This window comes from Acetomicrobium hydrogeniformans ATCC BAA-1850, from assembly GCF_000160455.2.
Taxonomy (GTDB): domain Bacteria; phylum Synergistota; class Synergistia; order Synergistales; family Acetomicrobiaceae; genus Acetomicrobium; species Acetomicrobium thermoterrenum.
Genome location: NZ_ACJX03000001.1, coordinates 1,459,824 through 1,483,611, shown reverse-complemented (window position 1 = coordinate 1,483,611; position 23,788 = coordinate 1,459,824). Strand labels below are relative to the sequence as shown.

The window sequence follows — 23,788 nt, the reverse complement described above, 5'->3', positions numbered from 1 at the left end:
TCACCTGTTCCTTTAAGTCAAAAAGTCCACCAGCGTGGGCTGTATTATCCTGGCTATGGTTGCCAGGCTTGCCTGATATACGGATTGTGCCATGGCAAATTTTGTTGCCGCTTCGGCGAGGTCGGTATCCGACACCTTGCTGTAAAGCTCGTTGTAGTTTAAGTTCATCTGCTTCAATCTAGAACTTGACGTTTCATACCTCTTTTGAAGAGCACCGGATTGAGTCCGAACGCGAAGGACATCATCGATTGCATCGTCAATTTTTGGCAAGATATTGCCGGATATCCCTTCCACATCGCCCTGCCTTAAAGCCTGCACCAGATCGTCCAGCAACCCGAAAAAGTCGGTGGAATTTATATTCGCCGAAGTCCTAACCGTTATTGTCTGATTATAAGGAAAAATGCCTCCCCTGATAGGAGTATGCGCAGGGCTAGACAAACCGGGAACATCTCCTTGCGCTTCGATTGCGTAACCCCTCGGAGACCATAATACGAACCGCAAGTCTCCGGTGTCGTTTTCTACGACCTCCGCCCTTACGTCGCCGCTTTGAAACCTGGCGTTTACGGTGTCCGCCAGATCGTTTGCGGTCATACCCGCGGTGTCTATGGTATGGGTATAGCCGTTTACGGTAATGCTCAAAGTCCCGCTTCCGCTCCATGTCGAGACGTCGGAAGCGCTGCGCAAAGCAGTGTCTATTTGCAGAAAGCTTTGTGCGATGCTGCCCTGGACATCGTAAACGGATAGGGCTGAGCCGTCCTTTGCCGCCAGCGAAATCCTCTGGCTTCCCGACGAACCGCTTAAATCGGCGTCGTATAAGCTCACGTCAAGCCAGGAACCTGCCAACCCCTTTATCTTTTTTGCGATCTCCTCGGGAGTCTCTCCCGCCAAGACGGCTACGTCGACCGTGCTGCCGCCCGAACGGATACGGATCACGCCGCCGCTTGGTGCGGTCGTCCCGTTAATTTCGCCTCCTGCAATGCCCGAATGAACCCTCAAGTTTGCGGCGATGCCTGACGTGTAATCGGAAAACTGCGGATCGCCGAAAGGAAGGTCAGTGACCTTTAACGCCTGGCCCGTCTTTGAATAAAGGGCCACACGGCCGTCCTCAAGCTCGCGGTAGCCGATCAAATCCTCGCCGACTTGAGACTGTATGGCCTTGGCGACCTTTAGGGCATCCACATTCCAGGTGCTGCCGGAAAGGCTGCCAACTTGGTCGCGATAAAGCTTTACGGTGTAACCTTTTCCTCCAACTTCGACATTGACTAAGGCTGGCATATTGGGATCAAGTCCGTCCAGGGGAAATACGGCATTCGCGTCATCCATGACCAACGCCGTTTGTAAACCGAATTCGGCAGCTGAAGCGCTTACCGTCGGATTTAGATCGTATATATTAAGTGCCGAACCATCCAGTGTGCGAAATACAAGTTTTTGAGTCGGCTCTTCAAGATCTGCGCCCGACGACGTTTCTTCCTCGTCCGTCTGAACGACAACCTGTAACCAATCTCCTGCAGCGCTATTGAGCCTATCGGCCAGGTCCTGAAGGGAAAGCTCAGGTCCGCCGTCTATACGCACCTCGACAAAGTCATCGCCGCTTTCAAGCCTCCAGTAAATTGGGCTGTTTGTCGGGTCTATGGTATGACCCGTCGGAAATTCCACGCTTTTCAGCGATGTCTCGATGCCCAAATAGGAGGCCAATCCTATGTGACTGTGATCCATGGGCTGACCCGCGGTTTCATCGCTCGGCAATGGTTCAAAGTCAGGAGAAGGCCATGAGGTAATCGACAAAGGCTCGCCCGTATGCCCTTTGATAACGAGCCTTTGAACCCCGCGATCATAGTCCTTTTCCACGGACACTGACACAAGTTTTCCCACGTCTCCCATGGCAAGACTTTCGTTTATGAGGCTTGCCAATTCATCTAAGCTGTAGCCTGTAAGTTCTCCCGGGTCTCGAAAGTCATTCATATCGGACACGTCTTGTAAGCCATTTTTATTATCGTCGGCCCATTTTTCGGGGATCATAACCTTGGCCGTCCTGTCGCCTACTCTGACCTGGAGTATCTCGCTTCTGCCCGTCCACGAAAAGGACAGGGGAACCTCGTAGCTTTCCAAAACATACTGTTCGTAATGCTCCGGAAAAACTTCGCGACCGTGGAATGAAACTTGCCCAGTAACTTTTCTTTCGACCTCGTATTCGACGTGAATTTCGTTTCCCATATATACAACCTTTCCGCGCTCATCCCGCAAGAAAGGCTTCTGGGTCGCATTTAATCCGGAAAACAGATATCTACCTTCAACAGAAAAATTAGCCGTATTTATCAGCTCCTCCTGAAGCTGATAAATTTCATCCGCAATAGCATTATATTCTGCCTCCTCAAAAGTCCCGTTTCCAGCGTAGATGGCCAGCTCCCTAATGCGATGCATTACGTCGGTTATCTGGTTTAATGCTGCATCGGTGTTGGAAAGCCACATCATCGCGTCGTCTAAATTTTTCAAATATTGTTCGTTTTCAAATATGGTTGTTGATATAGAGAGCTCTCTGCCGACGGCTAAAGGGTCGTCCGAAGGTTTTTGATGGAGCTTTCCCGTCGACATCTGCCTTTGAAGTTTGAGCATTCGTTCCAAGTTGCTGTGCATGTCCGACAAAAAGATCTGGTTCATCATGGAGTTAGTCACACGGTTCATATCTCATCCCCTCCAAAGGCAGGCTACCTGCCTACTATTCCCATGCGGTTTATTATGGTGTCCAACATTTCGTCTATGGTTGTAATATAACGCGCCATAGCATTAAATGCCTGCTGAAACTTGACGATGTCCATCATCTCTTCGTCTATATTGACCCCCATGACGGACTGCCTTTGGGCATTGATCTGATCCGTCAAGGCCCGTTGGTTTTCGGCCATGGTTACGGTCCTTCGCCCCTGCGCACCCAATTCTGCGATGAAGCTCAGGTAAAATTCGTTGAAGTCCGCACTCCCTCCCGATAGCACCTTTGTCTGTTTGAGACGGGCCATAGCCAGGGCCTTTGTGCCGTCGCCGCTTCCCAGGCTGTTTCCTTCACCATCGTCTGCAGCCGCGGCAATAAGGCTTGAATCCTGCTCCAGAAGGGGGTTGACCGTCAAGGATCGGGCGGCACCATATTGCCTGAGCAGTGGCACGAAAAAGGCCGTTCCCGTCACGTCTGCGTTTTCTCCCATGCCGTGGCCCGAATAGTGAAGGGCATTCATCTCCAGGGCCAGCCTGTAGGCCAGCTCGTCAAAAGTCGAAAGGTGTGACAATATCAAGTCATCTCTGGCCTCAAGCATGCCGTATATCTTCCCGCCTTGCACGTGGTGTTCCACCCTCACGGAAGCCATCCCCGTTCCCGCCAGTTGCAGCGTAATGCCCGAAGAGACCTCGCTCATGTTCTTTGCTGCATAGCCGTCTGAAGGAGTGATCTGCCTCGCCTCGGTAAACCTGTTTACGGAAGATAGGTACTTTCTCCCGTCGAAGGATATGAGAGCATCCTCTGCCGTGGTCATGAAATTGGTAGAACCGTCGGAATTTAAAAGCCCCAGATTATGGGCCACGTAAAGGCCTCCGTTTTCGTCGCCCGTGACGTTAATCCTTTGAGCTTCTCCCATTACCTGGCTTTCCAGTGTAAGGTAGTACGTTCCGTCCGGAGCCTGTTCGACGGAAGCTCTAAGCCACTCCTCGGGACTGGAGGGACCGCCCTCGGTCATGTAGGCTCCGTTTATCTTGTTTGCGATAGCATTTAAACTGTCTTCCTCTGTTACGCTTACGGTGACGGTCTTTGCACTGTCGGAAATGCCAAGTTGTGACGTCAAATCGCCTTTGATATCGACAAGGGAGATCAAATGCCTGTCCGACGAGGCTATGGTAAGGCGGTTATCGGATGTGACTGACGCGTTCAAATACGAAGAGTAGTTTGCGTTTATAAAGTCGGATAAGTCCTGTAGGGAAAGCGTGGAGGACGCAGAGAGGGCGTTGTTTCCTGCATTGTCTCTTATCTCCCATTTGGAGGCACTGTCATTCCAATTTACGGAAATAACCCTTTCAAATCCGCCCGCGGCAAGGCGAAAGCTGTAATCCCTAGATTCATCTGAAGCCGGAGAAGGCAAAACGCCGCCACTGAACTGATGGGATGTCTTGACCACACCTCCTGAACTCACCTGAAGGGAAAAGTCGCCGTGCAGGTTGAGCGCCTGGTCGGGACTTACGACGTTTGACAGGCTGCCCGGGGAGCCTACCTTCCAATTCGTTTCGCTTGCCAGCCTCTCCACCAGCACCGAATGCACTGCCGTTGGCGCCTTTTGCTCAATTACGGCAAGAAGGACATCGGTGTTGTCCACGTGATCGAAGAGATTGTCCTCGACCTGGACGTCGTAAAAACCTTCGTTTCCGGGCACAGAAACCAGCACTAGATGTCTTGTCTGCGAACCCTGCACCAGGACCTTGCCGTGGAGATCTATTTTAAAATCTCCGTCCTGCTCCTGAAGGGGAGTGGATACGGATATGTCTATAAGTTCGCTCAGTTTCTCGGTAAGCAAGTCACGCCTGTCCAGCAGATCGTTGGGATTTCCCCCGACGGCCTTGACTTGTGCTATCTTTTCGTTCAGGGCCGCTATCTGGTCTATCAAAGAGTTTACCTCGGTTACGAGGGATCCCAGATCCTGGTTTAACGACAGGCGATATTGATCGTAGTTTCCCGATAGCTGGTCCAAAAAAACCGTGAGATTTTTCGTGCTTTGGATAACCCCTTCACGTGCTGCAGCATTGTCGGGCCTTTTCGACAACTCCTCCAAAGCAGCCCAGAACTCGTCCAGGGCGACCTTCAGCCCCTCGCCTGCAGGTTCGTTCACGAAAAGCTCTATATGCCCTATGGCCTCCTCAAGGGCTTCCCAATAACCGAGAGTAGACATCTCCTCGCGGTATTGAGCATCCAGGAAGGAATCACGCAAGCGCCTTATAGCTTCAATCTGAACGCCTGTACCGATCTGTCCCGGCGTGGCCGGCCTATTGAAAGCCGGGTCGGTGAAAGGTATCGTGGTACCCGCCTCTACCCTTTGCCTTGAGTAGCCGTCGACGTCGGCATTGGATATGTTGTGTCCTGCCGTTTCCATACCTCTTCTAAAGTAATCGAGCGCCCTTCGGCCCATTTCCAAGCCAAAAAAAGAATTTATCATCGTAAGTACTCTCCTCTTTAGTTTAGCCTTGTATGCTGAAGGTGCCCCCTCCTGCAAGGCTGCTAAGCTGGGACAGGATCATTTCGCCGTACCTTTTGGACTCGTCGAGAAGACGTGAAGTTATGTCGAGCTCGGACTTCAGGACGGCCATGGAGCTTTGTAGTTTCTTGGCAGCTTCAAGAAGAGCGGCTGCTTCGGCTTCATCCGTGCAAGATGCCAGGGCGGATATCTTGGGTTCGCAGTGCAAAAGTGCTGAAATTTCGCGCGCCAGGCGATCGCGGTTGCCCTCCAGGGACAAAAAGTCAGAAGCACTTCTTTCGAGCTCCTTGATCGCATTCTGCAACGCGAGGTAATCGCCACCTCCGATGAGGCGCCGCTCTTTTTTGAGAAGCCCGGCTATGCCCTCGAGCCGGCTTGCCATTTCTTCAATGACGCTGGCAAGTTCGAGGGCAAGGTTTTCCGAGGATTTCATTTCCCGAAACCGGCCTTGTAAAGGATTTTGGCCAAAGCTCCGAGGTCGGGCTTGTAGGTTCCGTTTTGTACCTGTTGCCTTAAAATTTCGACTTTGTCTTCCCTTACTTCGGGAATCTTCTTGGCCTCTTCCACTGCCCTTTTTAACGTCTTGGCAACGAAGCTTACCTCCAAGCCGTCGGCTTCGCTTTCCTTGGCATCCCTGTATCTGGGGCGCACCTTTTTTACGGGTTCCGTCTCATGCGCTCTGTTTATAGGTTCAATTGGCTCCACCATGGCCATCACCTCTTTTCCTTTCTGTTAATTTTATCGGCACATTTGCGGGAAATCTTGATTCAAATTAATTATATGTTCCTTTTTGTCCAAGGGTAAAACTGATGGAGGCCACCACTTGTATTTTACCTTCGCGAAGGGCCGACGCCGCTTTTAAGATAGTAGCTCCTGTTGTGCAGACGTCATCACATAGGATCGCGGTTTTTACACCACGGGGAAAATATTTCATCTTAAATGCATTTTCGGGGAGAGGGTCTCGGTCCTTAGCTGCCTTGGGCGCCCTGGGGGACACCCTGACGTTCCAGGACAGGCAGTCCTGTAGCGGTATTTTAAGTTTACAGGATAACCCCTTAACTATTTTCTTGGATTGATTAAAAAGCCTGGGGCTTCCCATGTGAAGCGGAATGGGAACCAGAGCGTCTGCCCTCGTTTCGGCAAGGAGAAAAGACAGTGCGACCCCCAGGGAAAAGCCTATGGCGCCATCGTGGCCATATTTGAGAAGATGCACGAGCTTTCTCGCCTGGCCTTCGTGAGCGGCACCGTAATAGTGGGGAAAGGAGTCGCTGTGTTTATCGCAGGGATAGGGTCCAAAACACTGAATGCATATAGGCAAATTTGGGGACAGCAAACCTTCCGCGCAGTTAACGCAACAGGAAGACGCGATCTTTCCGCAGATGGGACATGTGACGGGAAAGATCAAATGCAGGAACAGGTCCGCTATCCCCGACACGACCGTTTGCCGCCTACTGAGCTGCTTTTTTCATCGCTTCCGCCTTGTCCGTCCTCTCCCAGGCGGGAATGGGATTCAAATCGATCCTGCCCATATGGCCGTAGGCAGCAAGGGGCATATATTGAGGCTTCCGCAGGTCGAGATCTCTTATCATGGCCGCGGGCCTGAAGTCGAAATGCTCCCTCACCAGATCCGTAATCCTTTCGTCGGAAATTACGCCAGTTCCGTATGTCTCTACGGAGATGGAGACAGGTCTTGCAACCCCTATGGCATAAGCAACCTGAATCTGACACTTGCGGGCAAGGCCTGCGGCCACCACGTTTTTGGCGGCGTACCTTGCCATGTAAGCCCCGGAGCGATCGACCTTCGTCGGGTCTTTGCCAGAGAAACAGCCACCGCCGTGGGGCACAACACCGCCGTAGGTATCGACGATTATCTTTCTGCCCGTTAGCCCCGTATCGGCAAGGGGCCCTCCCAGGACGAACCTTCCAGTGGGATTGACGAGCACTTTAGGGGAATCCTCCATGAGATCGGGAGGCATGACAGGTTCTATGACGTGTTCCACGATATCGGCTTTGATCTGCTCCTGCTCGACCGATGGGTGATGTTGGGCAGAGACTATGACCGTGTCCACTCTTACCGGCCTTCCGTCCTCGTACTCAAGAGTCACCTGGGTCTTGCCGTCAGGACGGAGATAGGGAATTATCTTTTCCTTTCTGACGTAGGCAAGGCGCCTGGCCAGTTTATGCGCCAACGCTACGGGCATAGGAAGAAGCTCTTCCGTCTCATCGCAGGCATAGCCTATCATCATGCCCTGATCTCCCGCCCCTATTAAATTTATTTCGTCATCGGTCATATCGGTTTCCCTCACCTCGAGGGCTCTGTTGACTCCCTGGGCTATATCGGGAGACTGCTCGTCAATGGCCGTTATGACGGCGCAGGTATCTCCATCGAATCCGTACTTTGCACGGGTGTAGCCTATATCTTTGACGATGCTTCTTACAAGGCGGGGAATATCGACGTAACAGCTGGTAGTTATCTCCCCGGCTACCATGACCAGCCCCGTGGTGACCAAGGTCTCGCAGGCAACTCTTCCCATGGGGTCTTGGGCGAGTATGGCATCCAAAATGCCGTCGGATATCTGATCTGCCAATTTGTCGGGATGACCCTCGGTTACGGACTCCGACGTCAGCAACAGCCGCTCTTTAGGCATCAATTCCACCTCCGGTTATCAAAAATAGTGGACCCCGATGCCGACACAATAGAGCACCAGGGCCCAAACGGGCATTAAAATAAGGGTGCAAGTTCTTATAACCTGCAACGGGCCTTTCTGTCAAGTGCATTTTAAGAATATTCTATAGGGCTTCGAAGCAAAATTACCGCTCCGGGCATCTCCTTGAAGCCCCACTTCTCCAGGAAGGGGTAAAGGTCGCTCGTATAGGTAATTACCAGCGGTATATCCTTTATAGCCGGATGTTCGAGGACGTAATTCATCAGGGCAGTGCCCAATCCCTGTCCCTGATGGTCGGGATGGATGATTATATCCCACAGCGATGCTCTATAGACGAAATCCGTGAGAATACGGCAAAAACCCACCAGTTCACCCCTATATCGCACGGAAAAACACATACTGCTGCCTTCGAGCATGCGAACTATGCCTTCATCGGTGCGACTTTTTCCCCACCATATGTACCTGTAGAGGGCTTTTATCTCCTGCGGCGAAACGGCGAGTTTGTTATCGTAAAAAGTGTATTCGCTAAGATCCATATTTTAGTCGCGGTCGCCCAAAAAGACGTATTCACCTGACGAAGCGTGAAGGGTCATGCCCTTTAAAATTTTTCTCAAATCCACACCTCGGGCATCGCTGCTCACGGGCAACTGCACCAGCTGGCCCGTTCCGCACTTGGCGCATATCCACGACGCCCTGGCCATGCCATCGTAATCGGGGTCACCGGCCAAAACCTTGACCTCCCCGCAAACCTGACATTCCACTATGAGCATGGATCCAGCGCCTCCTCTTTGCATGATTTACATTTAATCAACCTCTATTTTAACGCGAACCGGACCTTCTGTGTAGGTGTCGGCGGCGGCGATAACGTTAACCCTGAAGGGGGGCGTCGTGTTGCTCAACTTCTCCACGGCATCGAAGAACTCAGTGGCCTCAAGGCTGCCCACCGTTCCCGAAATGGGATCGGGAAGTATGCCGTCCCTTTGAGCCTTCAAGTTAACTTGCCTTAGCAGGTTATAAAGCTCGGTCTCGGCCTCTTCTTCGCTCAAGGGCTTCAGAAAAACTTCGCTGACCAGGACCTCTCCCGAGGCGTAAATTTTCACGCTATCGTGAACGCTCACCACGCAATCGATCTTCTCACCCACCACGGCATTAGTGGCAACTTCCAACCTGATGACCTTCCTTCCTTTGCTTTCTCTTATCTGCTTTAAGGCATCCTCAAGCTCGACTTCGTCTATGCGAAGGTCTATAGCTTCAGGTCGCAACCCCGTCCGCAGTGATAAGACCAGCCGAGCATTTTCCTTCAATTTGCTTATAGCGTCGCCTATTTCCAAATCCTCCGCCGAAGCGGGATCAATTGGCATCTGGGTCAACAATTCTCCCGCAAGGACCAATATCCTTCCTTCCTTGACCCTTTCCAGGTTTTCTCTAAGCTCCGCAGCTTGGGCCTTAAGTTCGGCTATCTGGCCTTCGAGGTTGTCCCGTTCTTTTTTCATTTCCTCAAGCTCCTCGCTCAGTTTCCTTTTATCGACCTCAAGTTCCCTGGCTTTATCGTTAAGCCTCGCAACCTCTTCTTCCACCTGACGCAATTTGTCCAGGTTTTCGGCGAGGTCTTTTTCAACTTTTTGCAACTGCCTTTCCTTCTCGGAAAGTTCCGCCTGGCTTTTGAATAAATCCAACTGAAGGTTTTCGAGCTCGCTTCTGCTTTTGCCCAACTCGACGGTGAGGTTTGATATCTCCCTTTGGATGTATTTCATGTTAAACAAAGCCACCCTCACCGTATCGGATGCTACGGCCATGACGAAAAGCGTGACAAGGGCAATGAAAACACCCGTCACGACAGTTATAAAACGAGACGTATATTTGGGCCTCATGCCAAAGAGGCTTATCCTCTTTTTGCCAAGCTTCATTCCCAAAATATCGCCGATGTAAGCGACTATCGCGCTAGCAATGACGAGGGAAAAGACCAACTCCCAGTTAAGTTCACTCAAGCCGTATCGCAATTATCCACCTCCCATTGAAACATACCACGAAGGATAGGAATTTGCCATAAGCGAAATGTGCGAAATACTAAAAAGAGGCGGATGTGTCCCATCCGCCTCTTTTTAGTATTTCAAAAACCTAAGGCCTTTCGGGAGGTTAAACTTCTTTGTTCAGCTCTGCTAGTGCTTCCTTTGCAAGGGAAAGGCCTCTGTCTATCTCCTCAGGCGTTATGTTAAGCGCAGGACGGAACCTCACAGAACGAGTGCCGCAGGGGAGGATCAGGACGTGTTTTTCCTGCATCTTCTTTAAGAACTTTGACCTTATGTCGGCGCAGGGCAAATCGAAGGCACACATGAGCCCCTTGCCCCTGATATTCGACAGAAGCTTTGGAAATTCCTCGCCCAGCGCTTTCAGACCATTAAACAATTGAGGTCCGGCTATGTTTTCGACGTAGTGCAAGACGTTGTCGTCGCGATAGATCTCCAGGTACCTGGTGGACCTTACCATGTCACAAACATTGCCGCCCCAGGTGGAGTTGATGCGGCTTGAGACTGTGAAACAGTTTTCGGGCACCTCGTCGACCTTAGGACCGACCATGATGCCACAGACCTGGGACTTCTTTCCGAAGGCCACTATATCGGGGGTGATGTCGTGATGCTCGAAGGCCCACATCTTACCCGTTATACCCATGCCGCACTGGACTTCGTCCAAAATGAGCATGAGGTCGTATTCATCGCAAATCTTTCGGAGCTTCTTGAAGAATTCGGTCCTGAAGTGGTTGTCTCCCCCCTCGCCCTGGATGGTCTCCAGTATTATAGCGCAGTAGGCGTCGGGGTCATCCCAGAGGTGCTTTAATATCTGGCTTTCCGAGACTTCCTCTTCCCATCTCACGGCATCTATATGCTCCTCGAGAGGCCAAATTATCTTGGGGTTTAACACCCTCGGCCAATCGTATTTGGCGAAGTACTGATGTTTGTTGGGATCGGCGGTATTGGTCAGGGAAAGGGTGTAGCCGCTCCTTCCATGGAAGGCCTCCCTGAAGTGAATGACCTTCGTTCCCTTTTTGCCGTCCATGGCCGCACCCTTGGTGATCTTGCCCTGGGCAAGAAGCTTTCTTACTTTCCAGTCCATCGCCACTTTCAAGGCGTTTTCTATGGCCAAAGTTCCGTAGTCGATGAAGAAGAGGTGATTAAAACCTTTCGGCAGGGCCACCTCGGAAAAGGTCTTAACGAACTCTGCCATCTCCACGGTATATATGTCGGAATTTGCCACCTTGTTTATGGCTGCCCTGAAGATCTTTTCCTTGAATTCGTCTGTCGTAAGTTTAGGATGGTTCATGCCGAAAGGAGCAGAGGCAAAGAAGGTATAAAAATCAAGCCACTTCTCTCCCGTTCGGGCATCGACTATCCAGCTGCCCTGGGACTTTTCCATATCGACCACTATGTCGAATCCGTCGCGCAACATCCACCTTTCCAATGTCGGAAAGACTTCTTCCGGCGTAACCGACCATTTTACATTTGCCATGCCTAACGCCTCCCGTTTTATAATGATCTTTAACTCACATGTTGCATCAGTTTACATTTTACATTCTAGCTCGGAAGGCAAATATATACAAGTAAATTAGGCACAGTTAACTTATCGTCAAAGTCCCATAGCGGAAATATGGGAAAGAAGACGATCAATGGTCTCTTGCGGGTAAAAGCTTCCCTGCCCGATTCCAGGGCATCTTTGTCCCTCTAGGCGCCACGAGCGTGGGCTTTGAAGCACCGAAGGCCAAAAGGGATAGGTCCGACACTGAAGCGGCCTCACGGGGTATATCCGACACCTTCCATCGGCCAGGAACACGCAGTCTCCGTTTTCAAGCTCCATGAGGCTGATGCGGCCCGATACCCTTCGGGCAAAGGAACGAAGGGTATCGACAACGTCCATTTCGAGAAAGTTGGCGATAGCAAAAATCTCATTTGTATCAAGCCAGACGTAACCCGGCTCTCCCCCGCAACACCGCCCGCATCCAAGGCAGGAAAAATATAAACCGTCCTTCCACCACCGTTTATTTTTATACTCCTTCATCGTTCCTTTTGCCCTGACATCTCCTCGTAGAGAAACTTCCACAATCCCAGGCCACCGCTGTTTGAGATCTCATCGCAAACCATCTCGATGGCAACCTCCTCCATCTGACGAAAGGGTCTTTTGGTGTTTGGTCCAAGGGCTCTGGCGTTAGCCATCTCGGATTTCACGATCTCGGCAAGAAGTAACCCTTCGAAGGACTTGCAGGCGCTTTCCAACTCTTCCTGCAAATGCCTCCCACCGGCTTCGACTTTATCCAAGGCCTTGACGTAGAGGTGTTCCTTCAGATATTCCCTCTTCAGGAGACTTGAAACCTCGACTACGGCCATTATCACATCACCACCAGTTCGCCGTGAAGGGCGCCTGCTTCGTTGATGGCTTGGAGTATGGTTATGACGTCTCTGGGGGTTGCTCCGATGGAATTTAAAGCATCTACAAGCTCGGTCACCGTTGCCGTGGTAGGCATGGATATAACCCTGCCCTGCTGTTCTTCGATGGCGACTTCCGTCCTGGGAACTACTGCCGTGCGTCCTCCCGCAAAGGGTTCGGGCTGCACCACCTGCGGTGCCTCGGCCACAGCAACCGTCAGATTTCCGTGAGATACCGCGACGGCACTAATCTTCACGTTTCCGCCCATCACGACCGTTCCCGTTCGCTCGTTTACGACAACTCTGGCCACTGAATCTGGCCTGACCTCGAGCTGTTCAAGGGAGGCGACAAAACTGGCTGGGTATTGCGCGTAGGCCGGCGGAAAGGCCACTTCCACCCTCGCAGCATCCAGGGGTACCGCAATCTGTCCGAATTTGTTATTTATAGATAAAGCCAAACGCTGAGCCGTGGTGAAATCGGGCTGGCGAAGGAGGAGTGAAAGCTTTGAGTCGCTTGCATATTCCATGGGAACGTCCCGCTCTACAATCGCTCCTCCCGGTATTCTTCCCGTAGTGGTGATGTTTCTCGACACCTGGGTGGCAGCTCCCCCCACGGCAAACCCTCCCGTCGTAACGGGACCCTGGGCCACGGCATAGACGTTGCCATTGGCAGCCTTAAGGGGCGTCTGGAGCAACACGCCGCCGTCGAGGCTTTTTGCATCACCAAGGGTACTTACCAATACATCTACCGTCTGACCCTCTCTGGTGAAAGGAGGAAGATTGCACGTCACAGTGACGGCTGCCACATTCCTAGATCGTATCTCCCTGGTGCCAAGGGAAAGGCCGTATTGTTCTGCCATATTCCTGATCATACGCGTTGCCATTCCACTCCTGTCGCCCGTCCCGGGCAAACCGACGACGAGACCTATGCCCGTCAACTGGTTGCTCCTGGCGCCTTCGACCACTGCAAGGTCTTTCAGTCTGACACTTGGGGCAAGCTCGCTTGCTTCGCTTTCGACAAGAATGGCACCCAAAATACCGAAAACACAGAGAAAACAAAAAACAACTTTATATAAACGCCGAAACATGGAAATTGCACCCTCTTCCTAAATTTCCCAATTTTCTCTAAAAAAGCGCCTGCAGGATTTGTGTGATCAGTCCTGGCTTTTGTACCCGGGAAAGGGATCCCTTTCCCTCCACAAAAAGCTCTGGGTTTGCCATTTTCGTGCTCGATATAGTGTTGTCGTAGGACACATCTTTAGGCCTGATCACCCCACGCAACGTAAGCTTTAGCGTTTCGTCGTGGGTTTTCAAATCCCTGTAGCCCTCTATGACTAGATTGCCGTTTTCCTGAACTTCGGTCACCATGCAGCTTACGGTAGTATTCAAGGAATAATCCCTCTCCGTGCTGGTGTCGCCAGACATATCAGTATTTGCACTGACTCCAAACCTGCGAATAAAATCGAAAATGCCCGTTCCATCATCTACTCCGTGATCTATTTCTTTCGTCAGATCCGTATTGGCCTCATCATTGGCGCTCAAACTTTCATCCACGATGACAGTGACTATATCGCCCACACGGGAAGGTCTCGGGTCGGCGTAAAGGTTAGCGCCGTCCTGCCAGAGGGATTGGGCACCTGCGGAGCCCGCATAAAAAAAGAGAAAGATAGAACATGCAGTAAATATCAACTTTTTCATGGGTTTACCTCCTTTGCGACAACCGCCCCTTTGCCTGCCACTTTCGCCGAGATGGTCCTGCGGCTGTCCAAATTAATCACCCTTATAATATCGCCTAATGCTCCGGAATCAAGGGCCTTGGCAACTGTCTCTACGGATATCATTCCACTGTTTACATAAAGGCGCACCCTGTCGCCCCTTTTGACCAGGTATAAAGGCTCCACGTCATGGAGATAAATAGGACTTCCTGCCTCTAAGTTGGTCTTCAGCTTTTTGCCCAGAATTGCATCGGCGTATTGGGGGATATCTCCGCCTTCGTATTTGGACGTTTGAATTGCGATGTGAGAAAGCTCCAAGGTGCTGTCGAAATCAATACGACTTCTTGCCGTAAAAAGAGGGGCAACCCAGCTCACGTCGAAGCGCTTGTACCTCACGGACCCGTCTTCGAGCCTGACCTTCGCGGTCACTTTATTCATCCCCGGTTTTATCCTGGAGAATTCGATTAATTCCCCTTCCGAATCGTCCCGTGCCGTCACTTTAAGTTTCCACGGCCAACCCGTTTGGCGCCTGATGGCTGCACTTAAGGGATCTTCACAGAGGGTTTCGATCCTGTCGGGTATGATAAGGGAGAAAGTCACGCCCTTTAGCCCCGAAGACTTTATCGAATCGATGATTACATCTTTCGTTACGACCGACTTGCCCTTCATATCTATCTTTATCCTTGCAACGGCGGCGCCAGAGACAGCGTCGCCCGTTATCTCCGATATGGCCCCCAGGTACAGATCGGGCAAAGCGTGCAATACGGGCCTTTCATCGATCTTTACGGTTACATCACCTTGAGCTATGGCCGAAGCGACTCTACAAAAAAAAGATATGCTGAAAAAAACTACAGCCAGAAAAACCAAAATAGCGTACCTCGGCCTTTGCCGAGCCATGATCTATCGCCTCAGGTTATTGGCTATTTGGAGGAGTTCGTCGGCAGTCTGAATGGTCTTCGAGTTCGCCTCGTAGGCTCGCTGTGAAACGATCATGGACACCATTTCCTCGACGACCTGAACGTTTGACATTTCCAGAGCCCCCTGACGCAGTGTCCCGAATCCCTCTTCGCCCGGTTGTCCCAATATGGGAAATCCGCTGGCAGGGGTCTCCAAAAAGAGGTTTTTGCCCATGGCCCTCAAGCCTTGGGGATTAACGAATCGGGCAAGTTCTATTTGTCCTATTTCGTCGGGCTCCACATCGCCTGCCTGTCTTGCATAGACCTCACCCGTGGGGCTTACGGTGATTTCGACGGTGTCCTCGGGTATGGCGATCTGAGGCTCCAGGAGATAACCGTTGGAAGTGACTATCTGCCCGTCACCGTCGACATGCCAAGTTCCGTCTCGGGTGTAGGCCATGGTGCCGTCGGGAAGCGTAACCTGAAAAAAGCCGTCTCCCTCAATGGCGATATCGAAGGGATTGTCCGTTACCTGCAGGTTGCCGGGGCTCATTATACGGCTAGTGCCAATAAGCCGTGTACCGAGGCCTACCTGAACACCTGTGGGTATCATCGAATCCGGCTCGACGGGAGCTCCCGGCTCTCGCCCTATCTGGTAGATCAGGTCCTCGAACTCGGCCCTAATCTTTTTATATCCTGTTGTGTTTACATTGGCGAGGTTGTTAGATATTACGTCGAGGTTCGATTGCTGTGCAATCATCCCCGTTGCTCCCGACCATAAAGCGCGTATCATGTTTATCACCCCTGAAACTTAAAAATTATGACTACCTTCCGTAGGTATTTATCATAGATCCTGTCTGCTCGTCCTGCATGGTAAGCGTCCTGGCCGATGCCTCATAAGCCCTCTGCCCTTCTATCAGCCTGACCATTTCATACACGACGTTTACATTGGATTTCTCTAGGGCTCCCGGCACTAGCATAGGTGTTTCGACCAAAACAGGTTCGCCAGCGGCTTCGTTTGCCTGAAAGAGGTTTTTGGCGTAGTTTCGCAGATAGGTTGGATTTGCGAATTCAAAAAGCTGAATCGCACCCAGTATTTCGCCGTCGGCCACCACGGTGCCCCTTTCATCAATCGCCACAGAAGAGACGTCACCAACATTTATGGGAACGCCGCCGTCGCCAAGGAGCGTGAGGCCTTCCTGGTTCACGATAAAGCCGTTAGCATCTAAAGTAAAGTTTCCCGCCCTCGAATAAAAGATGTTTCCCGCTCCATCCCTAAGGGAAAAGAAGCCCCTACCGGAAATGGCTACATCCAGCGGATTGTCGGTGGATACCACTTGGCCCTCTGAGAGATCCACGGTTGTCTCGGACAAGACCACGTTGAGGCTTGCTGAACCTATGGGCCAATAAACCTGTCTTTCAAAGGGCCCGACAGCCTCCCTTCTTTCAATCATTACCTCAGGGAAGGATTTGTTGACACTAATCCTTCTTTTGAACCCTGCAGTATCCACGTTTGCGAGGTTATTGGAGGCGACGTCTATGACCTTCTCCTGAACAAGCATTGCCGACGAGGCGCCATAAAGTCCGCGAAACATAGAAATAACCACCTTCTTTAATTGTTAGATGCAATCTGTAAGACTAACGCCCTGAACTTTTCTTTATTGCCGAATACACCGAGCCCGATTCTTTGAGGGCGTTCAGTTCGTCCAAAGCCTTTCCCGTTCCCAGGGCTACGCATTCCAGGGGCGAGTCGGCTACGTAGGTCTTTATGCCCGTCTGGTCGTGTATGAGCTCGGAAAGCCCCTTAAGGAGGGCTCCTCCCCCCGTAAGCACTATTCCCCTGTCAATAATATCGGCAGAAAGTTCCGCCGGCGTTAGCTCCAATACGCGCCTTATGCTCCTGATTATCGACGAAACTATGTCCTCTATTGCCTCCTTCACATCCTTTGTAGTCAACTCTACCTGCCTTGGAAGACCGAGGACTACGTCCCTACCCTTGACCGCCATCGTTTTCTTTTCTTCCTCAGGGATATTGTTGCAACAGTTGCCGATCGATATCTTCAATGCCTCGGCCGTTTGCGACCCTATCTCCAAATTGTATTTCTTTCTGACGTACCTTATTATCGCCTCATCCATGGCATCTCCGCCCATGCGCAGCGACTCGGCCACTACGAGCCCCCCCAGGGATATTACGGCTATATCCGAAGTCCCGCCTCCTACGTCCACCACCATGTTGCCCCGCGGTTCCTCTACTGCCAGCCCTGCACCAATAGCTGCAGCCATTGGTTCCTCTATGAGGTAGGCCTCCTTGGCGCCCACTTCGAGGGCAGCCTCCAAAACGGCCCTTCTTTCCACGTCCGTGGCTCCCGAGGGAACGCCTATCATCACGCGATGGCGCAAAAATTTGTTCAATCCTGACATGGTTTTTTTCAGGAAGTGCCTTATCATGGCCTCTGTCATGGTATAGTTGGCTATGACCCCGCTTTGAAGCGGTCGAACGGCTACGACGTTCCCCGGAGTCCTACCGAGCATTCTCTTGGCCTCCGAGCCAACGGCCAAGATCTTGTTGTTGTTCTGATCTATTGCCACCACCGACGGCTCCCTCATAATCACGCCCTTTCCCTTTACATAGATCAATATTGTCGCCGTTCCTAAATCTATGCCTATATCTAAACCCAACACTTGAGGTAACCTCCTTTTGCCTTAAAGAATAAAATTGCCTGTTACAGCGTTGTATTCTTCGCAACCGAAGGGCATGGGATCGTAGCGAACTTCCCACAAAAACAAGCCCTTCGCTGGAGCCGTAGGACCCGCTTCACCGCGAGAGCCGCCATCCAAGAGACGACAGACCTCCTCCAGGCTTTTTCTCCCCGTCGCTATCTCATCCATTGTACCAACTATTATCCTTACCATATTCGTCAAGAAAGACCTCCCCGTTACGGAAACCTTCAAAAGGGGACCCTTCTCTTCGATTCTGGCTTCCATTATAGTGCGCCTCGCATCGGAAGGACGATCGGCTTTTCTGCAAAAGGCTCCAAACTCGTGGAAACCCTCTATCATCGTTAAAAACTTCTTCGCCAAGTCCATGTCCCAGCCTCTTCGGTTCCACCAGACATATCTGCCTAAATGGGGAAGTCTGCAATCGCCTTTCCAGATAAAATAGGCATACTTTCTCCAAAGGGCGCTCCTTCTGGCGTGGAAAGCAAAGTCCACAGGAACTACTTCATATACGCCTATAGAGGAAGGCAAATTTGCCTCCAGTGCTTTTCTCAAAGCAGTAGGGCCGTGGGGCCAGGAGATGTCAAAATGAACTACCTGCCCCAGGGCATGCACTCCCCTGTCGGTTCTTCCGGCTCCCGTCACCTTCACTCTTCTTCCCTTTTTATCAAGCAGGTTTAAAGCTTCTTCCAGAGCCAATTCCACGGTGGGCAGGTCTTTCTGCCTTTGGAAGCCGTGAAAGGCAGAACCATCATAGGAAAGCAGCGCAGCAAAACGACCTATAGTATCCACCTATCCAAAATCACCCCGCTTGCTGAGATAAAAAGAATGGCACTCAAATAAAGGCTGTCACAGGCACCCCACACAAGCGGTCTCATCCTGCTTCTGCCATAGTCGCCCCTGTAGCATCTGGCCTCCATTGCTACGGCAAGTTCTTCGGCCCTTTGGAATACGATCACAAAAAGAGGCACCAGCACAGGGATCAAAGCCTTAAACCTCTTTATAATTCCGCCGCTGTCCAGATCGGCTCCACGGGCAAGCTGGGCCTTCATTATCCTGTCCGTTTCGTCCAAGAGGGTCGGTATGAACCGCAGGGCTATCGTCATCATCATGGCGAATTCATGGGCAGGAAGCCCGTAACGCTTGAAAGGCGAAAGCAAAGACTCGATGCCGTCGGAAAGCTCTATTGGGCTTGTAGTCATCATCGTTATATTGGCAAACAATACTAGGTAAAAAAGCCTTAGGCCCATTTTAATTCCCGTCAAGAGACCTTCCTCGGTAATTGAAATGAAGGCTATCCTGAACAACTCCCTGCCGTCGGCGAAAAGCAGGTTTATCGCCAAGGTAAATACGATCAATATTAGCACGGGCCTCGTCGACGTCACGACCGTCTTAAAAGATATATTACTCAAGGCGCTGATAATAACGATCAAGACAAACCATATGACGTAAGGCCACAGAGTAGTGTTCGCCAGAAAAACAGAGGTGATCAAAAACATGACGGCCAGAACTTTGCTCCTTGGGTCCAACGAATGGATGAAAGATTTAGCGGGGACGTACTGTCCCAAGGAAAGATGCTCTAGGAAATGCACGAAGAAACCTCCCTTTCTATGGCTTCAAGCAAGGACTTCTCATCCCACGTAAGAGGCACGTTCAGTCCAGCATTTCTCAGTGAATGGGCAAACTCCAGGACCTCGGGAAGGACAAGCCCCTTTACCGGCTTTTCGGCCAGATCTTCTATCACTTCTGCGGGCCTTCCCCACAACTTTTTTCTCCCATTCTCGAGCACCAACAGCTTGTCGCAGTGACCCAAAACCATCTCGATATCATGTGTTATCTGTACGATCGCGATTCCTTTACTCCTGAAGTCCTCAAGTATTGAAAACAGCGCTTCCCTCCCCTTCCAATCCAACCCTGCCGTCGGTTCGTCCAAAACGAGATAGTCAGGCTCTACCACCATAATCGAAGCAAGAGCGACCTTTCTTCTCTGTCCTCCCGACAGTTCAAAGGGATTTTTTGAAAGCACATTTTCGTCGAGATCGAAAAGCTCGAGAGTCCTTTCGATATTTCTCCTCGCTTCATCTTCGGGGATGTCGAAGTTTTTGGGAGCATACATCATCTCGTCCAATACGGTTTCGGCAAACAGTTGATGCTCAGGGTATTGAAATACGAGACCTACCTTTCGTCTAAGGGACTTTAGATGAGGAGCCTTTGGATAGAGCTTTAATCCGTCGACGACGACTTCTCCCGACGTGGGGAAAAGCAACCCGTTGAGCATTTGGGCCAGAGTGGTCTTTCCACTCCCCGTATGCCCCACAACAGCTATCCATTCTCCAGGATCGACATCGAACGAGACATCCCGAAGCGAAACCGTCTCCAGGGGAGTATCCCTATGATATACATAACTTACGTTGCAAACCCTTATAGACATAGCCTTTCCACCAGCTCTTCGACCATATTCCGAACAGTGGGATAGGTAGATTCTTCGAGCAACCCCCTGGACTTCAAGTTGCGCCACAACTTAAACAAGGGGGGCTCTTTGATACCCAATCGGGCAAAGGTCGTGCTATCCAAAAGGTCTTTCGTCTCTCCGTAGAAGGCCAATTTACCCCGAGAGAGCACGGCCGTGAGATCGGAAAACAGTATCTCCTCCAATCTGTGGGTAATCATGACCACCGTCATCCCTTCGTGGTGCAATCTGGTTAAAACTGCGACCAAATCCTTTCTTCCTTCTGGGTCCAACATGCTGGTCGCCTCATCGAGGACAATACATCTGGGCTTCATGGCAAGCGCTCCTGCAAGAGCAAGCCGCTGCTTTTGCCCGCCGGAAAGGGCATAGGTTGGCCTATGTGCAAACTCAAAAAGGCCTGTAACCTTCAAGGCCCACCTCACTCGCTCCTCAATTTCCACGCTCGTAAGTCCCAAATTTTCGGGTCCGAAGGCGACTTCTTCTTCGACCACAGAGGCGACTATCTGATTTTCTGGGTTTTGAAAGACCATGCTGACGTCTTTTCTGATTTCCCATTGTAGGGATGGGTCTTTGGTGTCCTTGCCCATGACAAAACAAACGCCCCGCGTTGGCACCAGCAGGGCGTTCAATTGCTTTGCCAGGGTAGACTTGCCCGATCCGTTGTCTCCTACGACCGAAACCCACCGACCTTCCTCTACGTCCATCGTTATGCCCGATATGGCGGGTTTGTCCGAGCCGGGATAACAAAAAGTCACATCCCTTAAAGAAAAAATTGTCCTTGCAGTCATATCGGATTACTGAACAAATTCAATTATGGCCGTTGGGGCAGCGTCTCCCTTGCGGTATCCAAGTTTCACTATTCGAGTATAGCCTCCCGGGCGATTGGCATAACGGGGCGCAAGCTCATTGAAGAGCTTTATCGTCGCTTCCTTGTTGCGCAATCTCGATATAACTATCCTTCTGTCGTGCAAAGTCCCGCCCTTGGCGCGAGTAACGAGCTTTTCAACATACCTGCGAAGCTCTTTCGCCCGCGGAACCGTGGTCTCTATGCTCTCGTGAATTATAAGGCTTGCAGCCATGTTTATGAGCATCGCACTTCTGTGTGCTCCATATCGCCCAAGCGTCCTAGAGCGCATTCTATGCCTCATCCTCTATTCCTCCTTGCCTTCGTTTTCATCATCCAAGTTACCTTCGGCGTCATTTTCCTGGGAATCTGTTCCGGCCTTCGAACCTGCTTTGGGAGCGCTCAAAGACAGGCCGAAGATATCCAACTTTTCCTCTATCTCCTTCAGGGAAATCTTTCCAAGATTACGTATCTTCAAAAGATCGTCCCTCGTGTATTGGACCAAATCCCCTATGGTGCGCACTCCTGCGCGAAGCAGGCAGTTTTCGCTTCGTATGGATAGTTCCAGATCCCGAATGGGCCTGGAGAGAATGGGGTCTTCCTCCGCTACAGCCTCAACGACAGCCTCAGGAACCTCCGCCGCTACGGGAGAGACGGGCTCTTTTAGCAACAGGGAAGCTATATGGCCAAAATATTGGTTCAATATCTTGACAGCCTCAAGAAAGGCTTTAGCGGGCTCGACCGTCTCGTTTGTCCACAATTCGATGAGCAGGCTCTCGTAGTCGGTTCGCTGGCCAACCCTTGCAGCCCCGACGTTGTAGTTCACGCGCAAGACGGGAGAAAATACAGCATCGACTAGTAAAACATCTATGGGCAAATAGTTAGGTCTTGGCCTGTCCATTGTCAGATAGCCTACACCCCGCTCGACGTAAAGGTCCATTTCCAATTTATGACCTTCTTCCAAAGTACATATGTAAGCCTCGGGGTTGGAAAACTCCACCTCGCTGTCGGGGATTATATCGGCGACCGTCACGACCTTGGGCCCCTCTGCCTCCAGCCTCAACATGCGAACGTCATCGCTGTGGGACACGACGGCTAGCTTTTTTATGTTCAATATTATTTCCAATACGTCCTCCATTACGCCGGGCACTGTACTGAACTCATGCAATACGCCATCGATCCTGATGGCGGAGACGGCAGCTCCCGGGATGGACGACAGCAGGACTCGCCTAATGGCATTCCCAAGCGTTACGCCGTACCCCCTCTCCAGGGGTTCTATTCTAATCCGTCCATATCCCGAACTGCTTTCTTCTATATGGATATCCGGCACAACACGTTCCAAACTGATCCTCTCCTTAATAATTATCGAGCGTAGTATTCGACGATGAGCTGTTCGTTGACGGGAACGTCGATCTGCTCCCTCGTCGGAAGAGATACTACTCTACCCTCCATCCGCTCGGCATTGAGTTCAAGCCACTCCGGTATGGCCCGGGCCGAAGCGACTTCCAAGTTTTCCCTTATAGTAGGAATGTCCCTGCTGTTGGGAGCAACGGCTATGACATCGCCGACTTTCACCAAAGCGCTTGGTATGTCAAGTTTCTTGCCGTTGACGGTTATGTGACCGTGGGTCACGAGCTGTCTGGCTTGAGCTCTGCTCGAGGCAATGCCCAAGCGATAGACCACGCTGTCAACGCGTCTTTCCAACAACTGCAGAAAATTGTGCCCCTTCTGCCCGGCCATTCTGCTGGCCTTTTCGAAGAACCTCTCAAACTGCCGTTCCGTCATTCCGTAAAACCTTCTGAGCTTCTGCTTCTCGTGCAACCGCAAGCCATATTCGCTGAATTTCGCTCGCCTCTGCGAGTGCTGACCCGGTAAGGAGTTCCTCCTCGCTATGGCACACTTCTCAGAATAGCATCTGTCTCCCTTTAGAAATAACTTTGTTCCTGCCCTGCGACACAGCCTGCAGGAAGGTCCGGTATATCTGCTCATATCGCGATCTTTCCCTCCTTCAATGTTCCCCTGTTGGGCTTATACACGTCGTCTTTTTGGAGGACGACATCCGTTATGAGGAATCGGCGTGGCGTCTTTTATCATGTTGATCTGCAGTCCTGCGGCCTGCAAACTTCTAATGGCCGACTCCCTTCCCGGTCCGGGGCCCTTGACGACTACGTCTATTTCAGTGACGCCGTGATCCTGTGCCTGTTTGGCCACAACCTGTGCTGCCATCTGAGCAGCATAGGGCGTCGATTTACGGGTACCCTTGAAACCTACTGTCCCCCCCGATGCCCAACCGACAACGCCGCCCTGCTTGTCTGTTATGCTTATGATCGTATTATTAAATGTAGAGTGAATGTGGGCAACGGCATAATTTATATTCTTTTTTTCTTTTCTTTTGGTCCGTCTTTTGGTGCTCTTGGCCACTAAATTTCCCTCCTTAATTTATAGGCTTCCGTTACTTTTTCATTGTGGCTTTCTTCTTGCCGGCTATCGTCCTCTTTGGACCCTTGCGCGTCCTTGCGTTGGTGCGCGTCCTCTGTCCCCTTACGGGAAGGCCGAGCCTGTGCCTTAAGCCCCGATAACAGCCTATGTCTATCAGGCGCTTGATGTTCGCGTTGACCTCGCGCCTCAAATCGCCTTCTACCTTATGGTTGTTTTCAATCTCTCTTTGGAGCTTGTTGATCTCGTCTTCGGTGAGGTCCTTAACCCGCGTATCGGGGCTGATCCCCGTAGATGCCAATATCTTCTTCGCCGAAGGAAGACCTATGCCGTAGATATAAGTCAACGCTATCTCGACTCTTTTGTCCCTGGGCAGATCAATACCTGCGATTCGAGCCATGCCCGA

27 protein-coding genes are annotated in these 23,788 nt (G+C 51.3%); all 27 read right to left on the bottom strand.

Annotated elements, in window-relative coordinates; all coding sequences use genetic code 11:
- Positions 1–12 precede the first annotated feature (12 nt).
- The 27 genes from flgL to rpsM all read right to left on the bottom strand — a co-directional run bounded on the left by flgL (position 13) and on the right by rpsM (position 23,782).
- Positions 13–2,682, bottom strand: coding sequence for a flagellar hook-associated protein FlgL (flgL, locus tag HMPREF1705_RS07355; RefSeq protein ID WP_071804902.1), 2,670 nt, complete (start codon positions 2,680–2,682; stop codon positions 13–15).
- A 23-nt stretch (positions 2,683–2,705) separates the two neighbouring features.
- Entirely contained in the window at positions 2,706–5,183 is a 2,478-nt protein-coding gene (gene flgK / locus HMPREF1705_RS07350; protein WP_009201436.1) for a flagellar hook-associated protein FlgK, read from the bottom strand.
- 22 nt (positions 5,184–5,205) lie between these two features.
- Entirely contained in the window at positions 5,206–5,655 is a 450-nt protein-coding gene (gene flgN, locus HMPREF1705_RS07345; RefSeq protein WP_009201437.1) for a flagellar export chaperone FlgN, read from the bottom strand.
- Positions 5,652–5,930, bottom strand: coding sequence for a flagellar biosynthesis anti-sigma factor FlgM (gene flgM, locus HMPREF1705_RS07340; RefSeq protein WP_111089590.1), 279 nt, complete (start codon positions 5,928–5,930; stop codon positions 5,652–5,654). Before flgM ends, flgN begins: the two co-directional genes overlap by 4 nt.
- Before the next feature lie 64 nt (positions 5,931–5,994).
- Positions 5,995–6,657 carry a ComF family protein gene (locus HMPREF1705_RS07335; RefSeq protein WP_040348148.1) on the bottom strand — a complete coding sequence of 221 codons (663 nt, stop codon included), beginning with the start codon at positions 6,655–6,657 and terminating at the stop codon, positions 5,995–5,997.
- A 13-nt stretch (positions 6,658–6,670) separates the two neighbouring features.
- On the bottom strand, positions 6,671–7,870 hold the full coding sequence (metK, locus tag HMPREF1705_RS07330) for a methionine adenosyltransferase (protein WP_009201440.1): 1,200 nt from the start codon (positions 7,868–7,870) through the stop codon (positions 6,671–6,673).
- A 131-nt stretch (positions 7,871–8,001) separates the two neighbouring features.
- Positions 8,002–8,424 (bottom strand): GNAT family N-acetyltransferase, encoded by a 423-nt coding sequence (locus HMPREF1705_RS07325; protein WP_009201441.1) that lies wholly within the window; start codon positions 8,422–8,424, stop codon positions 8,002–8,004.
- A gap of 3 nt (positions 8,425–8,427) precedes the next feature.
- Positions 8,428–8,658, bottom strand: a complete 231-nt coding sequence (locus tag HMPREF1705_RS07320) for a hypothetical protein (RefSeq protein WP_040348150.1) — start codon at positions 8,656–8,658, stop codon at positions 8,428–8,430.
- A gap of 33 nt (positions 8,659–8,691) precedes the next feature.
- The gene (locus HMPREF1705_RS07315) at positions 8,692–9,888 is read right to left on the bottom strand and encodes a DUF3084 domain-containing protein (protein ID WP_242603561.1); all 1,197 of its coding nucleotides are present in this window, start codon (positions 9,886–9,888) and stop codon (positions 8,692–8,694) included.
- A gap of 136 nt (positions 9,889–10,024) precedes the next feature.
- On the bottom strand, positions 10,025–11,392 hold the full coding sequence (gene lat / locus HMPREF1705_RS07310; protein WP_057940825.1) for an L-lysine 6-transaminase: 1,368 nt from the start codon (positions 11,390–11,392) through the stop codon (positions 10,025–10,027).
- A gap of 117 nt (positions 11,393–11,509) precedes the next feature.
- Positions 11,510–11,980 (bottom strand): YkgJ family cysteine cluster protein, encoded by a 471-nt coding sequence (locus tag HMPREF1705_RS07305; protein ID WP_242603559.1) that lies wholly within the window; start codon positions 11,978–11,980, stop codon positions 11,510–11,512.
- Positions 11,935–12,264 (bottom strand): hypothetical protein, encoded by a 330-nt coding sequence (locus HMPREF1705_RS07300; protein WP_057940823.1) that lies wholly within the window; start codon positions 12,262–12,264, stop codon positions 11,935–11,937. The genes HMPREF1705_RS07305 and HMPREF1705_RS07300 overlap by 46 nt, the downstream gene beginning before the upstream one ends.
- A gap of 2 nt (positions 12,265–12,266) precedes the next feature.
- The gene (locus HMPREF1705_RS07295) at positions 12,267–13,391 is read right to left on the bottom strand and encodes a flagellar basal body P-ring protein FlgI (protein ID WP_057940822.1); all 1,125 of its coding nucleotides are present in this window, start codon (positions 13,389–13,391) and stop codon (positions 12,267–12,269) included.
- Between the two features lie 37 nt (positions 13,392–13,428).
- Positions 13,429–14,001, bottom strand: coding sequence for a flagellar basal body L-ring protein FlgH (locus HMPREF1705_RS07290; protein WP_009201448.1), 573 nt, complete (start codon positions 13,999–14,001; stop codon positions 13,429–13,431).
- Positions 13,998–14,915, bottom strand: coding sequence for a flagellar basal body P-ring formation chaperone FlgA (gene flgA / locus HMPREF1705_RS07285; protein ID WP_009201449.1), 918 nt, complete (start codon positions 14,913–14,915; stop codon positions 13,998–14,000). Before flgA ends, HMPREF1705_RS07290 begins: the two co-directional genes overlap by 4 nt.
- Before the next feature lie 3 nt (positions 14,916–14,918).
- Complete coding sequence (gene flgG, locus HMPREF1705_RS07280; protein ID WP_009201450.1) at positions 14,919–15,707, bottom strand: flagellar basal-body rod protein FlgG; 789 nt, start codon at positions 15,705–15,707, stop codon at positions 14,919–14,921.
- A 31-nt stretch (positions 15,708–15,738) separates the two neighbouring features.
- On the bottom strand, positions 15,739–16,509 hold the full coding sequence (locus tag HMPREF1705_RS07275; RefSeq protein WP_009201451.1) for a flagellar hook-basal body protein: 771 nt from the start codon (positions 16,507–16,509) through the stop codon (positions 15,739–15,741).
- A gap of 43 nt (positions 16,510–16,552) precedes the next feature.
- Positions 16,553–17,596 (bottom strand): rod shape-determining protein, encoded by a 1,044-nt coding sequence (mreB, locus tag HMPREF1705_RS07270; protein WP_009201452.1) that lies wholly within the window; start codon positions 17,594–17,596, stop codon positions 16,553–16,555.
- Positions 17,597–17,617: 21 nt separating this feature from the next.
- Positions 17,618–18,424 (bottom strand): tRNA pseudouridine(38-40) synthase TruA, encoded by an 807-nt coding sequence (gene truA / locus HMPREF1705_RS07265; RefSeq protein WP_057940821.1) that lies wholly within the window; start codon positions 18,422–18,424, stop codon positions 17,618–17,620.
- Positions 18,412–19,224, bottom strand: coding sequence for an energy-coupling factor transporter transmembrane component T family protein (locus tag HMPREF1705_RS07260; RefSeq protein WP_009201454.1), 813 nt, complete (start codon positions 19,222–19,224; stop codon positions 18,412–18,414). Before HMPREF1705_RS07260 ends, truA begins: the two co-directional genes overlap by 13 nt.
- A complete protein-coding gene (locus HMPREF1705_RS07255) occupies positions 19,212–20,063 on the bottom strand; it encodes an ATP-binding cassette domain-containing protein (protein WP_009201455.1) in 852 nt (283 codons plus the stop codon). The genes HMPREF1705_RS07260 and HMPREF1705_RS07255 overlap by 13 nt, the downstream gene beginning before the upstream one ends.
- Complete coding sequence (locus tag HMPREF1705_RS07250) at positions 20,054–20,890, bottom strand: ATP-binding cassette domain-containing protein (RefSeq protein ID WP_009201456.1); 837 nt, start codon at positions 20,888–20,890, stop codon at positions 20,054–20,056. Before HMPREF1705_RS07250 ends, HMPREF1705_RS07255 begins: the two co-directional genes overlap by 10 nt.
- A 6-nt stretch (positions 20,891–20,896) precedes the next feature.
- Entirely contained in the window at positions 20,897–21,250 is a 354-nt protein-coding gene (gene rplQ, locus HMPREF1705_RS07245) for a 50S ribosomal protein L17 (protein WP_040348152.1), read from the bottom strand.
- A gap of 3 nt (positions 21,251–21,253) precedes the next feature.
- The gene (locus HMPREF1705_RS07240; protein ID WP_040348155.1) at positions 21,254–22,288 is read right to left on the bottom strand and encodes a DNA-directed RNA polymerase subunit alpha; all 1,035 of its coding nucleotides are present in this window, start codon (positions 22,286–22,288) and stop codon (positions 21,254–21,256) included.
- Positions 22,289–22,308: 20 nt separating this feature from the next.
- A complete protein-coding gene (gene rpsD / locus HMPREF1705_RS07235; RefSeq protein ID WP_040348156.1) occupies positions 22,309–22,935 on the bottom strand; it encodes a 30S ribosomal protein S4 in 627 nt (208 codons plus the stop codon).
- 39 nt (positions 22,936–22,974) lie between these two features.
- Positions 22,975–23,367 carry a 30S ribosomal protein S11 gene (gene rpsK, locus HMPREF1705_RS07230; protein WP_009201460.1) on the bottom strand — a complete coding sequence of 131 codons (393 nt, stop codon included), beginning with the start codon at positions 23,365–23,367 and terminating at the stop codon, positions 22,975–22,977.
- Between the two features lie 31 nt (positions 23,368–23,398).
- The gene (rpsM, locus tag HMPREF1705_RS07225) at positions 23,399–23,782 is read right to left on the bottom strand and encodes a 30S ribosomal protein S13 (protein WP_009201461.1); all 384 of its coding nucleotides are present in this window, start codon (positions 23,780–23,782) and stop codon (positions 23,399–23,401) included.
- Positions 23,783–23,788: the final 6 nt, after the last annotated feature.